Source organism: Pseudomonas sp. R84 (assembly GCF_009834515.1).
Classification (GTDB): Bacteria; Pseudomonadota; Gammaproteobacteria; order Pseudomonadales; family Pseudomonadaceae; genus Aquipseudomonas.
Map to the genome: position 1 here is coordinate 2,113,932 of NZ_CP019426.1, position 14,238 is coordinate 2,128,169.

Consider the following 14,238-nt stretch of genomic DNA (forward strand, 5'->3'; position numbering starts at 1 on the left):
TTTTGCGCAAACAAAAAAAGGCGTCCCGCTAGTTGCCTAGCGAGGACGCCTTTGTCCTGGTCCCGTTCTCTCGGGAAGCGCAGCCTTCGTCGTTGAAGGTTGAGCTTTATGTGTGTGTTGGGAGAGGTAATGCAGTGGTTGTGCCAAGTGGGGACGGTGGCGGGTTTATTGGGGGTGACCGATTTTGAGGATGGATTTTTTGCACTGATTCGAAGCGGGTTGCTCGTTCGTGGGGCATTCAGGCAGTTGAATTTGTGGTGACTGGGCGGGCGCCTTCGCGAGCAGGCTCGCTCCCACAGTGGCTCTTTGTCGTTCACAAATTCCTTGTGGGAGCGCGCCTGCTCGCGAATGACGCGACGCGGTGTCAGCCATGAAACAACAAAACCAGCAGCACCATATTCCCCAATAAAGCCACCAACGCTATCGTCCGCCAAACCTTCAACGGCTCACGCTCCAGTAACGGTCTGGGCCGCACACTCAAACTGCGCCGCTCGCCCTGTTCCAACACCAACAGCCATTCCTCAGCCGTTTCAAACCGTTGTTGCGGATCAGCCGCCACCCCACGCTCCAGGCTCTGCGCCAACCATTCCGGCAGATCCGGCCGAAATCGACTGGCACTCACTGCCACAGCAAATCGCGGCCGCTGAAACGCTTCGATCTCGCCATAGGGAAAATGCCCGGTGAGCAAGAAATACAGGGTCACACCGACCGCATACAAATCCTGCTGCACATTCGGCGGATCCCCACGAAACGCTTCCGGGGCGATATAGCTGGGCGTTCCCGGCAACGTCGACGGCGCGTCTTCGGACAAGCCTGGGCAGTACGCCAGGCCAAAATCCAGCAGACGCAATTCGCCGTCGTCGCCCACGTGCAGATTTTCCGGTTTGATGTCCCGATGCAGGATCTGCCGCCGATGCAGCAGCCCGACCGCACGCAACAGGCGCTCGGCGATGTCCTGCCACTGTGCCAACGGCAATGGGCCTGACTGTTGAAACAACTGTGCCAGCGTCGCCCCGGAATATTCTCGCATCACGTAGTACAAATGCTGACGCTGATTACACGCATGGACTTCAGGAAAATGCCGGCCGGCCACGCGTTTCAGGAACCATTCCTCGGACAGCAGCGCCTGCCCGGCGTGAGGATCATCGGCGCTGCGCGACGGCAGGGTTTTCAGCAACCACATCTGACCTTGCTCATCGACAATCCGATACAGCAGCGATTGCTGGCTCTGAGCGACAATGTCCAGCACTTGCCAGCCTTCGAACGACTGACCGGGTTTCAACGGTGGCGGCAGTGGCCATTGCTGCAAATGAATCAGTGCATCGCCGATATTTGCCTCACCCAAAGCATCCACCCGCACCAGCAAAGCACTGGCATTGTCCTGGCTCCCCGCAAGATGCGCGGCGTTGACCAGCGTCTGCGCGGCGCTGTGCAGATCCGGCTGATCACGCAGAATCGCCGCAATGGCGGTATCGCCGAGTGTCGACCAGACACCATCGCTGAGCAGCACAAAGCTTTCGCCTTCACGCAGTTCGCCATCGAGAAAATCCAGCACCAGATGCTGATCCAGCCCCAGCGCGCGTTTGAGCACATGCTGCATGCCCGGCTGATCCCAGACATGATCCTCCGAGATCCGCTGCAAACTATCGTAGTGCCAGCGATACACCCGGCAATCTCCGACGTGCGCGAGGGTAAAACGCCGACCGCGCATGACCAAAGCACTGACCGTGGTGAGCAACGGTTGCCCACCACCGTTGGCCTGCAACCAGCGGTTTTGCGCGAGCAGCAGGCGATCCAGTGCCTGCGCCACGCTCCAGGTTTCCGGCGTGGCGTAGTAGTCGAGCGCCAAGGCCTGCAAGGTCGAACGCGCAGCCAGTCCGCCATCGGCACACTGACTGACGCCGTCGGCGATGGCGAACAGAAAACCTTTGCTCGCCGCCAACGCCGGAGCGGGCGTGACCAGGCGCAAAGCGTCCTGATTCTCTGCGCGCGGGCCGGTGGCGCTGGCTTCGGCGAAACTCAGTTGCAGGGCCATCGATGCTTCAGACCCGCGCCGCCGTCACTGCCGCCGAACCCCAGGTGGTTCTCCAGCGACGCTTGACGCCGTGCAGGCCAAACCATGCCAACACGCCGAGACTGGCGAACAACCACAGGGCCAGTTGATAGCTGCCGGTGCTCTGTTTGATCGCGCCCATGCCGGCGGCCAAGGCAAAACCGCCGATGCCGCCGGCCATGCCGATCAGTCCGGTCATCACGCCGATCTCCAGACGAAAACGCTGCGGTACCAGTTGGAAAACGGCGCCGTTGCCGGCGCCCAGACCGAGCATGGTGCAGACGAAAAGTGCCAGCGCCGCATAGGAACTTGGCAGGTTGAAGCCGACAGCAGCGATACAGACAGCAGCGACGGTGTACATCGCCAGCAAGGTGCGGATGCCACCGAAACGGTCAGCCAGGGCGCCACCCAATGGCCGCATCAAACTGCCGCCGAACACGCAGGCTGCGGTGTAGTAGCCAGCGGTCACCGGGCTCAGCCCGTATTGATCGTTGAAGTAGCCGGGCAGGGCGCTGGCCAAGCCGATGAAGCCGCCGAAGGTGACGCTGTAGAAAAACATGAACCACCAGCTGTCGCGGTCGCCCAAGGCTTTGAAGTAGTCGGTCATGGCTTTGGCTTTCGGCCGCTCAGGCGCATTTTTTGCCAGCCAGGCGAACAGCACCAGAGTCAGGATCAGCGGAATCAAAGCGAAACCGAAGACATTGCTCCAGCCGAACGCGGCGGCGAGCACCGGTGCCAGCAGCGCGGCGAACACGGTGCCGGAGTTGCCCGCACCGGCGATACCCATGGCTTTGCCTTGATGCTGTGGTGGATACCATTGCGAGGCCAAGGGCAGGGCGACGGCAAACGACGCGCCGGCCATACCAAGAAACAGGCCGAGTATCAGCGCCTGTTCGTAACTGTGAATGCCGATTTTCCAGGCGCCGAACAATGCGCAGATGACGATGACCTGGCCGATCAGCCCGGCGGTTTTCGGCGACAGTCGATCGGCGAGCATGCCCATCACGAAGCGCAGTACGGCGCCGGCGAGGATCGGTGTGGCGACGACGAGGCCGCGTTGTTGCGTGGTCAGGTGCAGGTCGGCGGCAATCTGCACCGCCAGCGGGCCGAGCAGGTACCAGACCATGAAGCTCAGGTCGAAATAGAGGAAGGCCGCGAACAGGGTCGGGGTGTGGCCGGATTTCCAGAAGCTTGAATTCATCGCGCACCTCAGCTGAAAAGAGTCTCGAAAGGAGTCATGCAACAGCAGGTGGAGCGCCGCCACGGCCGCACCACCGGCCCCGAGCTGTGGGGCCAAAACGCAAAAACGCCGCTACCTGATGCGCCGGTTGGGCGAACGGGTGAGCGACGTCTTTGTCGTGGGTGGGGCAACCGCCGTTGGTTACCTGTGCGTTTTACGTAGCGAGATTTGTGCCAACAGCTGAAAGATCAAAAGCCCCTCACCCTAGCCCTCTCCCAGAGGGAGAGGGGACTGACCGAGGTGTCTTGCGCAAAACATCGACCTGAAACACGGAGTCGAATATGGATTCACCGAAAATCGTTCAGGTCGGCAGTATTACTGCGCCATCCCCCAATCAGTCCCCTCTCCCTCTGGGAGAGGGCTAGGGTGAGGGGCTTTTCAGCGGTGAGAACACCTCAGCCAAGCAACTCACTCATCGCAATAATCTGCTCCGCCACCTGAATCAGCTTCTGCTGCCGACTCATCGCCTGCCGCCGCATCAGGGTGTAAGCCTCTTCCTCATTGCAATCCTTCATCTTCATCAACAAACCCTTGGCCAGCTCAATACGCTTGCGCTCAGCCAATTGCTGATCACGCGCCTGCAACTGCGCACGCAAGGCCTGATCACTCTCGAAACGCGCCATCGCCACATCCAGAATTGGCTGCAGACGCTGGGCGTGAATGCCTTCGACGATGTAAGCACTGACCCCTGACTTGATCGCCTGGCGCATCACCCCCGGATCATGTTCATCGGTAAACATCACGATTGGCCGTGGCTGGTCGCGGCTGACCAGCACAACTTGTTCCATGACATCGCGGCCCGGTGACTCGGTATCGATCAGGATCACGTCCGGGCGCACCGTTTCGACGCGCGCGGGCAGGTCGATGGTCAGGCCGGACTCGTCGATCACCTCGAAACCGGCCTCGGTCAACGCAGCTTTCAGGCGACCGACTTTTTTCGCTGTGTCGTTGATCAACAGAATGCGCAACATGTTCGCGGTCTCCTGTCAGCGGCGGGCGAGAAGGGGGGCGTCGTCGTTCAACGCGTGCAGCTTGAAACTGCGCGCGTAGCCGGCGGGATCGCTGCCGTCCCAGACTTTGCCGTCGAGCAACTGGCTGCTGCGCATGTCTGTGCCCCACGCCGCTACGTCGACTGCCGTCGCAGCATCGCGGTAGATATCCATTTGCTGGACCTGACGGGCGACGGCGAGGTAATCCGGATCCTCACGCAGCAGGCCCCAGCGGCGGAACTGGGTCATGAACCACATGCCGTCCGACAGATAGGGCAGATTCACCTCGCCGTTGCCGTGAAAACGCAGCGCGTGTGGATCCTGCCAGCGATTGCCGAGCCCATCGGCATAATCACCGAGAAAACGCGGCTCGATGCACGAAAGCGGCGCGTCCAGATATTCCGGAGCGCTGAGCAATTGCGCGGTGCTACGGCGATTCTCCGGGCTTTCTTCGATGAAGCGGCTGGCCTCAAGAATCGCCATCACTAACGCCCGCGCAGTGTTCGGGTATTGCTCGACAAATTCACGGGTGCAACCAAGGACTTTTTCCGGGTGATCGGGCCAGATGGTCTGGCTGGTGGCCAAGGTGAAACCGAGATCCTGCTGCACCGCACTGGCCGCCCAAGGCTCGCCGACACAAAAACCGTCGATGCGCCCGGCTTGCAGGTGCGCGACCATTTGCGGCGGCGGCACGACGACGCTGTCGACGTCCTGCAATGGATGAATGCCCTGACTCGCCAGCCAGTAATACAGCCACATGGCATGAGTGCCGGTGGGAAAGGTCTGGGCGAAGGTGAGTTTTGCGCGGCTTTGGTGCACGTGGCGGTCCAGCGCTTCAGGACTGGTCACGCCAAGGTTCTGGAGACCGTGGGAGAGGTTGAGGCTCTGACCGTTCTGGTTCAGGCCCATCAGCACGGCCATATCGGTCGGGGCGACGCCGCCGATGCCCAGGTGCACGGCGTAAATCAGGCCATACAGACTGTGCGCGGCATCCAGTTCGCCGCTGACCAGTTTGTCGCGCAGATTCGCCCAGGAGGCCTGGCGCTTCAGGTTCAGCGTTAGGCCGTAAGGCTGGGCAAAGCCCTGTGTGGCCGCGACGACCACCGAGGCACAATCGCTCAGGGCCATGAAACCGAGGTTGATTGCAGTCTTTTCCGGGGCATCGCTGCCATTGACCCAGGCCAGTGGCCCTACCGAAGGTTCATTCATACACCGCCACCTCGAAAAAAAGCGCCGCCGCGGACTTTGCGCAGGCAAAACCCGGGACGACGCCATTGTCCTTGCCCGCGTGCCGTCATTGGCCTTGCGCGCTGATGGCAAGGAGGGTGCAAGGCATATGCCAGTGACAGCGATTTGCGCGTGCGCCTCGCGCCGCAGGTCGATGCCCGGCTATAATCGCCGCCTCTTTTCGCCGCCCGAGTCATCGCCGCCCATGTACACCCTGGCCCGTCAGCTGTTGTTCAAACTTTCCCCGGAAACCTCCCACGATCTGTCGCTGGATCTGATCGGCGCGGGTGGGCGTTTGGGCCTCAACGGCTTGCTGTGCAAGGCGCCGGCGAAGAAACCGGTGACGGTCATGGGCCTCGAATTCCCGAACCCGGTGGGTCTGGCCGCCGGTCTGGACAAGAACGGCGCGGCCATTGATGGCTTCGCGCAACTGGGTTTCGGTTTTGTCGAAATCGGCACCGTGACTCCGCGCCCGCAGCCGGGCAACCCGAAACCACGGATTTTTCGCTTGCCGGAAGCCGAGGCGATTATCAATCGCATGGGCTTCAACAACCTCGGTGTCGATAACCTGCTGGCGCGGGTGGCAGTGGCGAAATACAAAGGTGTGCTGGGCATCAACATCGGCAAGAACTTCGATACTCCGGTTGAACGTGCGGTCGACGATTACCTGATCTGCCTGGACAAGGTCTACGCCCACGCCAGCTATGTGACGGTCAACGTCAGCTCGCCAAATACCCCGGGCCTGCGCAGCCTGCAGTTCGGTGATTCGCTCAAGCAATTGCTCGCGGATCTGGCCACGCGCCGCGCTGAACTGGCGTTGCGTCATGGCAAACATGTGCCGTTGGCGATCAAGATCGCGCCGGACATGACCGATGAAGAAACCGCGCAGGTGGCTCAAGCGTTGATCGAAACCGGCATGGACGCGGTGATCGCGACTAACACCACCCTCAGCCGGGTTGGTGTTGAAGGCATGGAGCATGGCGACGAGGCGGGCGGTTTGTCGGGCGCGCCGGTGCGGGAGAAGAGCACCAATACGGTGAAGGTGCTGGCCGGTGAGCTGGCTGGGCGTTTGCCGATCATTGCCGCGGGCGGGATTACTGAAGGCAAGCATGCGGCCGAGAAGATCACCGCCGGTGCGAGCCTGGTGCAGATCTACTCCGGCTTCATCTATAAAGGCCCGGCGCTGATTCGCGAATCGGTCGACGCGATCGCCGCCCTACGCTGATCCCCCTAGGCTGACCTGGCCAATGTAGGAGCCTTCGGCAGCTCCTACACGAAATGTGTGTCAGCCAGACAGGCATAAAAAAGGGCTCCTCGAAGGAGCCCCTGGGCCGCAGCCCGCCGTCCGGGAAGGACGTGCATGGTAAGTCGTTACAAATTCAGATTGTCGTGTCGGAATAAATGCCCTGTGTCAGCCGACGGCGTGAAGTTCGTTGAGTCTGTGGATTCCCGCAGTGCCGGTCATACCGTCCCAGTTGTCGCCGCGTCCTTCTCGCCAGCCGTTAATCCAGGCTTGACGTACCGACGGTAGAGTAAATGGGCAAAGCTCACGGGATTTGCCACCAACGCCATATTGATATCCGCGCAAAAATGCTCTTTCCAACGGATCACGCTTAAGTCTTCTCATAGGGTGTTTCCCTCACTTGTTGACTGTTTTGTGTCGCGTTGACCTCAACTGAGGTCTGGCAGAAGAAACCTGCCATGGTGCGGCTCGCTGCCGGCGTGGCGAGCCAAGGTGTTGACGCCGTTGCGACGTCAACCTGTGTTCAGTTCTAACCAATGAGTCACACCGAGGGAATGATCGTTTTGTCATAAGGACGTAACGAAATTAGTGCTACAGCCATAAGTAACGACGGGTTTCATGCACGGTTTTTCAGCAAACCCCGGTATGATCGGCCCCGCGCTGGATGATGGGGTTAATTCTTTAGTGAGAATGACCCACGTTTGCGCTGGGGTATAAAGCGACGAAGGGTCGCTTTAAGACTTTTTGTTGCATCAACTTTTTTATCTGTCCCGGCATCTAAGCTCTTTTAACCCGAGCAGCGGGGATGGAACGGCACACCTTCGTGCCACACGGGCGTTCTTTTAGAAAAGCGCCTGATTGAAAACCGGATCGGCAATGCGTTGCCGATTCACTAGCCAAAGGCTCTGGAAATACCATGTCCGACCGTTTCGAACTCTTCCTCACTTGCCCTAAAGGCCTTGAAGGCCTGCTCATCGAGGAAGCCGTCGGGCTTGGCCTTGAAGAAGCGCGCGAGCACACTTCCGCCGTGCGTGGCATGGCGACCATGGAAACCGCTTATCGCCTGTGCCTCTGGTCGCGTCTGGCCAACCGTGTGTTGCTGGTGCTCAAGCGTTTTCCGATGAAAGACGCTGAAGACCTCTACCACGGCGTGCTCGACATCGAGTGGCAGGATCACATGCTCAGCGACGGTACCTTGGCCGTTGAATTCAGCGGCCACGGCTCAGGCATCGACAACACCCACTTCGGTGCCCTGAAAGTCAAAGACGCCATCGTCGACAAACTGCGCACCCCACAGGGCGACCGTCCGTCGATCGACAAGCTCAACCCGGATCTGCGCATTCACCTGCGTCTGGATCGCGGCGAAGCGATTCTCTCCCTCGACCTCTCCGGCCACAGCCTGCACCAGCGCGGCTATCGCTTGCAGCAAGGTGCGGCACCGCTGAAGGAAAACCTCGCGGCAGCCATCCTGATCCGTTCCGGCTGGCCACGCATTGCTGCCGAAGGCGGCGCGCTGGCTGACCCGATGTGCGGTGTCGGTACGTTCCTCGTCGAAGCCGGCATGATTGCCGCCGACATGGCGCCGAACCTGCGTCGTGAGCAGTGGGGTTTCACCGCCTGGCTCGGTCACGTCCCGGCGCTGTGGAAAAAACTCCATGAAGAAGCCGTCGAACGCGCCGCTGCCGGTCTGGCCAAGCCACCGCTGTGGATTCGTGGTTATGAAGCTGACCCTCGTCTGATTCAACCGGGTCGCAACAACGTTGAGCGTGCCGGCCTGAGCGAGTGGATCAAGATCTACCAGGGCGAAGTCGCGACCTTCGAGCCGCGTCCGGATCAGAACCAGAAAGGTCTGGTGATCTGCAACCCACCGTACGGCGAGCGTCTCGGTGACGAAGCCAGCCTGTTGTACCTCTACCAGAACCTCGGTGAGCGCCTGCGTCAGGCCTGCCTGAACTGGGAAGCGGCGGTATTCACCGGCGCGCCGGATCTGGGCAAGCGCATGGGCATTCGCAGCCACAAACAGTATTCGTTCTGGAACGGCGCACTGCCGTGCAAACTGCTGTTGATCAAAGTGCTGCCGGATCAGTTCGTCACCGGCGAGCGTCGTACCCCGGAACAGCGTCAGGCCGAGCGCGAGCAAGCGGCTTACGACCAGACTCCGGACGAGCCGCAAGAGCGCAAGTTCAACAAGAACGGCAACCCGATCAAACCGACGCCAGCCCCGACACCGGTGATCGAGCAACCGCGCTTGAGCGAAGGCGGGCAGATGTTTGCCAACCGTCTGCAAAAGAATCTCAAGGCCATGGGCAAGTGGGTCAAGCGCGAAGGCATTGATTGCTACCGCGTTTACGATGCCGACATGCCTGAGTACGCGATGGCGATCGACCTGTACCACGATTGGGTGCATGTCCAGGAATACGCCGCGCCGAAATCCATCGACCCGGAAAAAGCCTCGGCGCGCATGTTCGATGCCCTGGCAGCCATTCCGCAGGCGCTGAACGTCGACAAGAGCCGCGTGGTGGTCAAACGCCGCGAGCGCCAGAGCGGCACCAAGCAGTACGAGCGTCAGGCTGCACAGGGCAAGTTCAATGAAGTCAGCGAGGGCGGCGTGAAGTTGCTGGTCAACCTCACCGACTACCTCGACACGGGTCTGTTCCTCGACCACCGCCCGATGCGCATGCGCATTCAGAAAGAGGCCGCCGGCAAGCGCTTCCTCAATCTGTTCTGCTACACCGCGACCGCCAGCGTACACGCGGCCAAGGGCGGCGCGCGCAGCACCACCAGCGTCGACCTGTCGAAAACCTACCTCGACTGGGCGCGCCGCAACCTGTCGTTGAACGGCTACTCGGACAAGAACCGTCTGGAGCAGGGCGATGTCATGGCGTGGCTGGAAAGCAGCCGTGACGAGTACGACCTGATCTTCATCGATCCGCCGACGTTCTCCAACTCCAAGCGCATGGAAGGCATCTTCGACGTGCAACGTGATCAGGTGCAGTTGATCGACCTGGCCATGGCCCGTCTGGCAACCGGCGGTGTGCTGTATTTCTCCAACAACTTCCGCAAGTTCCAGTTGGAAGAAAACCTCGCCGAGCGTTACGCGGTCGAGGAAATCAGTGCGCAGACCATCGATCCGGATTTCGCCCGCAACTCCAAGATCCACCGCGCCTGGAAAATCACGGCTCGTTGACGCTTTGCCGGGTTGGATCCACAGAGCCTTGATTTTTAAAGGCTCCGTGGATCTGCCCGCGCTAGCTAAATTAGTGGCTAATAGCTATAACTCACACACGGTCAATGGGGTTTTCCCGTAAATGCTGGCGTAGTGAGTTGTCTTTATGTCGTTGCACCCCGTGCGCCCAAAGATTCTGGGTTTCATCAGCGAAGACGTCTCGGCCTGGCTGGTCGCGCTGCTGGTATTGCTCGCCGGCGGGATTCTCACGGGGCTGCTCGCCTGGGCCACCCTCAATCAGTTTCAGCAACAAACCCGTCAGCGTTTTCAACTTCTGGCCAACGAACGTTACAGTCGCATCGAAGAACGCTTTCAGGATCAGGAGCAACGCCTCGACGGCCTGCGCCGCTTCTTCGCCAACTCTGAATCGGTGTCCCGCGCCGAATTCGACGGTTACACCCAACCCTTATTAATGCGTACCCAGGCCTATTCGTTTGCCCTCAAGGTCAGCGGTGCCGAGCGCGCTGCGTTCGAGCAACGGGTGCGTGACGAAGGCCTGAGTAACTTCACCCTGCGTGAACTGAATGCACAGGGCGAGCTGCAACTGGCTGGCGTGCGCGATGCCTATGTGCCGGTGCTCTATAGCCAGACGCAAAGTCGGCTCGGCTCACCGTTGGGTTATGACCTGCTCGCGCAACCTTTACGCCGCGACACGTTGCAACGCGCCGACAGGCTCGGCGGTCTGGCAGTATCGCAACCGATGCATCTGGTCAGCATCGAGCCGTCCTATGCGCGCGGTGTGCTGCTCGTCGCGCCTGTAAGCCGCAGTGGCGAGCGCCAATCGTTCGGCTACGTGATGGCGGTGATCAGCATGCGTCAGTTGCTGGCCGACGGTTTGCCGGATGCCTTCCATGACTATCTGTCGGTGCGCATTCTCGACATGTCGACCAATGATCAGCACGAGGTGTTGTTCGAGTCGACCAATGAACCGGCGCCGAGCGACCTGACTGCCACGCGCTTGGTGCGCATGGCCGATCATGATTATCAGGTCGATATTCTGCCGAGCGACGCGTTCGTTCAGGCCAACCATTCGTCGGTCGGCAGTGTGATCATTCTGGGCAGCTTGCTCAGTCTGCTGCTCAGCGCCTTGCTCTATGTGTTGGTCAGTCAGCGCCAGCGCGCCTTGCGCATGGTCGAATTGCGCACACAGGAACTGCATGCCAGCGAACAGGAGCTGCGCGGCACCCACGGTCAGTTGCGCGGCGTGCTGAATGCGGCGACGCAGGTGGCGATCATCGCTACCGACCTGCGCGGTGTGATCAATACCTTCAACCCAGGCGCCGAACAAATGCTCGGCTACAGCAGCGCCGAGGTGGTCGGTCACATGACCCTGGAAAACCTGCACCTGCCCCGTGAGCTGACGGCCCGTGCTGCCGAATTGAGTGCGCGCTACGGTAAAAGCATCCCGACCTGCCACGCGATGCTGGTCGAGGGCGGCGAAGTCGGCGGCCACGAGGCCCGCGAGTGGACGCTGGTGCGCAGCGATGGCAGCCATATTCCGGTGAACATGCTGGCCACCCCGGTGCTCGATGAGCAGGGTTTATGGGTCGGGCATCTGGCGATCTGCATCGACATCACCGAGCGCAAGCGCGTGCACGAAGTGCTGGCCGCGCGCGACGTGCTGCTAAAGAAACTCAGCGCGCACGTACCCGGCGGCATCTATCAGTTCAAGATGGAATTCGACGGACGCTTCAGTGTGATCTACGCCAGCGACGGCATCCGCGAGATCTACGAGCTGGAGCCGGACGTGCTGCTGTTCAACGCCGAAGCGATCTTCACGCGCATTCATCCACAGGACGTTACTCGTGTGCGCTCTTCCATTCGCGCCTCGGCCGACAGCCTCAGCCCGTGGCGCGAGGAATACCGCGTGCAACTGCCCGAACGTGGCCTGCGCTGGGTGCGCGGCGAGGCGACGCCGGAGGAACTGCCGGGCGGCGGCGTGCTGTGGCACGGCTATATCTCGGATATTTCCGACCTGAAACGCGTGGAAGAAGAACTGCGTGCGCTGTCGGTGACCGATTCGCTGACCGGCATCCACAACCGCCGCTATTTTCAGGAACGCCTGACCACGGAAATGGCCCGGGTCGAGCGCGGTGGCGGCGAGCTGTCGGTGATCATGCTCGACATCGACCATTTCAAACGCATCAACGATCAGTACGGCCATGCCGTGGGCGACCGCGTGCTGCAAGCGGTGTGCGAGCGGATCGGCCATCGATTGCGGCGCACCGATGTGTTCTGTCGCTTGGGCGGCGAGGAATTCATGGTGCTGTGCCCGGACATCGACGGCGAACACGCGTACATGTTGGCGGTTGAGTTGTGGCAGGGTTTGCGCAGTGCGCCGGTGGATGTGGTCGGCGTGGTCACGGCGAGTTTCGGGATCGCCAGTTGGCGACCGGAGGAGGGCGCGGATGCGCTGTTGTTGCGGGCGGACTCGGGTGTGTATATGGCGAAGCAGCGCGGGCGCGATCGCGTCGAGCAGATGAGTTAGCCGCGACGCTAAACCCTTGTAGGAGTGAGCCTGCTCGCGATCGCGATATGTCAGTCACTTTGATATGCCTGAACTGACGCTATCGCGAGCAGGCTCACTCCTACAGGGGGCCGCGGTGATCAGAGGACCGAAGCGGTCTGCGCCAGTTTCGGCTGTTTGTACAGATCGAGCAGCACCTGATCCAGAACCGACGATGCCCCAAACGGTGCCTTGTCGTTGAGGATCGCCACCACCGCCCAGGTGTTGCCATTCACATCACGGCTGAAACCGGCAATCGCTCGCACAGTGTTCAAAGTACCTGTCTTGACGTGCGCTTCACCGCGCATTGCCGTGGTCTTCAGACGCTTGCGCATGGTGCCGTCGGTACCAGCGATCGGCAGCGAGCTGATGTACTCGGCGGCATACGGGCTGTGCCAGGCGGCTTGCAGCATGCTTGCCATTTCACGGGCGCTGACCCGTTCAGCACGGGACAGGCCGGAGCCGTTCTCCATCACCAGGTGCGGCGCAGTAATGCCTTTCTTCGCCATCCACTGGCGCACCACACGTTGTGCGGCTTTCGCGTCATCACCGTCGGCGTCGTTGCGGAATTTCTGCCCAAGACTCAGAAACAATTGCTGAGCCATGGTGTTGTTACTGTATTTGTTGATGTCGCGGATGATCTCCGCCAGATCCGGCGAGTAGGCACGCGCGAGCAGTTTGGCGTTGCCCGGCGTCGAGGCCAGACGATCCTTGCCCTGAATGCTGCCACCCAGTTCTTTCCAGATCGCCCGCACGGCGCCGGCGGTGTAGGTCGCGTGGTCGAGCAGCGACAGGTAAGTCTGCGAGCTGCAACCTTCGCCCAACTGGCCGGCCACGGTCACGGTCACGCTGCCATCAGCTTCTGGCACCGGGTTGTAGCGCACGCCGCCGGTGCATTGTTTGGAGGGCAGGGCTTTAACGGTGTTGGCGATGTGGATGCTGGCAATCGGCGGTTCAACCGAGATCAGTACCCGGCCATTGTCGTTGCGGGCAACAAAGCGCAGGGCTTTGAGGTTGACCAGCAGCGAATCCGGTTTGACCAGGAACGGTTTGTTCTCGTCATTGCCGTCATCGTTGAATTCCGGCAGCACCGGCTGCACGAAGAAGTTGCGGTCGAGGATCAGGTCGCCGGTGATCTGGGTCACGCCGTTGGCGCGCAGGTCGCGCATCAGCAGCCAGAGTTTTTCCATGTTCAGCTTCGGATCGCCGCCACCCTTGAGGTAGAGGTTGCCGTTGAGGATGCCGCCATTGAGGTCGCCGTCGGTGTAGAACTCGGTCTTCCATTGATGATTGGGGCCGAGCATTTCCAGCGCCGCGTAGGTAGTCACCAGTTTCATGGTCGAGGCCGGGTTGACCGAAACGTCGGCATTGAACACGGTCGGCGTGCCCGGGCCGTCGAGCGGCACCATCACCAGCGACAGGGCGCTGGGCTGCAATTTGCTCGCCTTGAGGGCTTTTTCAACGTTGGGGGTCAGGGAAGTATTGATGGTGGCAGCAGAAACAGGCAGGGCCAGAGGCAGAAGAAGGCCAGCGAGCAATAGAGGACGCAACGATTTGATCATATGAAATAAAACCCTACAGTCGAGGGGAAAATAACGAGGACATGGATGAAAAAGCCCTCAGCGGTCATGAAAGTGTCGGCATTATGCCCCAAGGTGTTACAGCTTGTGCCTTGTCGGGGCCGGCCAATACGTTATTTTTTTACAGGCGGTCGGCTTCAGGGGCCAGAGAGTCGGGCAATCGACGGCTTAAAC

Annotated in this window: 9 protein-coding genes; 3 read left to right on the top strand and 6 right to left on the bottom strand. The window is 60.5% G+C overall.

Annotated elements, in window-relative coordinates; all coding sequences use genetic code 11:
• Nucleotides 1-364: 364 nt before the first annotated feature.
• From PspR84_RS09560 to PspR84_RS09575, 4 genes are all read right to left on the bottom strand, one after another.
• On the bottom strand, nt 365-2,035 hold the full coding sequence (locus PspR84_RS09560; protein WP_160057064.1) for a bifunctional protein-serine/threonine kinase/phosphatase: 1,671 nt from the start codon (nt 2,033-2,035) through the stop codon (nt 365-367).
• Between the two features lie 7 nt (nt 2,036-2,042).
• Nucleotides 2,043-3,254, bottom strand: coding sequence for a nitrate/nitrite transporter (locus PspR84_RS09565; RefSeq protein ID WP_095120053.1), 1,212 nt, complete (start codon nt 3,252-3,254; stop codon nt 2,043-2,045).
• Nucleotides 3,255-3,688: 434 nt separating this feature from the next.
• Nucleotides 3,689-4,264: an ANTAR domain-containing response regulator gene (locus PspR84_RS09570; RefSeq protein WP_134826004.1), complete on the bottom strand. Its 576-nt coding sequence runs from the start codon at nt 4,262-4,264 to the stop codon at nt 3,689-3,691.
• Nucleotides 4,265-4,279: 15 nt separating this feature from the next.
• Nucleotides 4,280-5,491 (bottom strand): CmpA/NrtA family ABC transporter substrate-binding protein, encoded by a 1,212-nt coding sequence (locus tag PspR84_RS09575; protein WP_160057065.1) that lies wholly within the window; start codon nt 5,489-5,491, stop codon nt 4,280-4,282.
• 223 nt (nt 5,492-5,714) lie between these two features.
• Here PspR84_RS09575 and PspR84_RS09580 point away from each other — a divergent pair, with 223 nt between their 5' ends.
• On the top strand, nt 5,715-6,734 hold the full coding sequence (locus tag PspR84_RS09580) for a quinone-dependent dihydroorotate dehydrogenase (protein ID WP_160057066.1): 1,020 nt from the start codon (nt 5,715-5,717) through the stop codon (nt 6,732-6,734).
• Nucleotides 6,735-6,920: 186 nt separating this feature from the next.
• Here PspR84_RS09580 and PspR84_RS09585 read toward each other — a convergent pair whose 3' ends face one another.
• Complete coding sequence (locus PspR84_RS09585; RefSeq protein WP_003223300.1) at nt 6,921-7,136, bottom strand: ribosome modulation factor; 216 nt, start codon at nt 7,134-7,136, stop codon at nt 6,921-6,923.
• 532 nt (nt 7,137-7,668) lie between these two features.
• Here PspR84_RS09585 and rlmKL point away from each other — a divergent pair.
• Nucleotides 7,669-9,939, top strand: a complete 2,271-nt coding sequence (rlmKL, locus tag PspR84_RS09590; protein ID WP_160057067.1) for a bifunctional 23S rRNA (guanine(2069)-N(7))-methyltransferase RlmK/23S rRNA (guanine(2445)-N(2))-methyltransferase RlmL — start codon at nt 7,669-7,671, stop codon at nt 9,937-9,939.
• 145 nt (nt 9,940-10,084) lie between these two features.
• Nucleotides 10,085-12,466, top strand: a complete 2,382-nt coding sequence (locus PspR84_RS09595; protein ID WP_160057068.1) for a diguanylate cyclase — start codon at nt 10,085-10,087, stop codon at nt 12,464-12,466.
• 119 nt (nt 12,467-12,585) lie between these two features.
• On the opposite strand, the gene dacB is transcribed toward PspR84_RS09595, so the two are convergent.
• Entirely contained in the window at nt 12,586-14,046 is a 1,461-nt protein-coding gene (dacB, locus tag PspR84_RS09600) for a D-alanyl-D-alanine carboxypeptidase/D-alanyl-D-alanine-endopeptidase (protein WP_160057069.1), read from the bottom strand.
• Between the last annotated feature and the right edge of the window lie 192 nt (nt 14,047-14,238).

Bases quoted from the DNA above. Each gene is read 5' to 3' on its own strand.
- PspR84_RS09565 (WP_095120053.1), bottom strand. From the start codon at position 3,254: ATGAATTCAAGCTTCTGGAAATCCGGCCACACCCCGACCCTGTTCGCG.
- PspR84_RS09580 (WP_160057066.1), top strand. From the start codon at position 5,715: ATGTACACCCTGGCCCGTCAGCTGTTGTTCAAACTTTCCCCGGAAACC.
- rlmKL (WP_160057067.1), top strand. From the start codon at position 7,669: ATGTCCGACCGTTTCGAACTCTTCCTCACTTGCCCTAAAGGCCTTGAA.
- dacB (WP_160057069.1), bottom strand. From the start codon at position 14,046: ATGATCAAATCGTTGCGTCCTCTATTGCTCGCTGGCCTTCTTCTGCCT.
- PspR84_RS09575 (WP_160057065.1), bottom strand. From the start codon at position 5,491: ATGAATGAACCTTCGGTAGGGCCACTGGCCTGGGTCAATGGCAGCGAT.
- PspR84_RS09560 (WP_160057064.1), bottom strand. From the start codon at position 2,035: ATGGCCCTGCAACTGAGTTTCGCCGAAGCCAGCGCCACCGGCCCGCGC.
- PspR84_RS09585 (WP_003223300.1), bottom strand. From the start codon at position 7,136: ATGAGAAGACTTAAGCGTGATCCGTTGGAAAGAGCATTTTTGCGCGGA.
- PspR84_RS09570 (WP_134826004.1), bottom strand. From the start codon at position 4,264: ATGTTGCGCATTCTGTTGATCAACGACACAGCGAAAAAAGTCGGTCGC.
- PspR84_RS09595 (WP_160057068.1), top strand. From the start codon at position 10,085: ATGTCGTTGCACCCCGTGCGCCCAAAGATTCTGGGTTTCATCAGCGAA.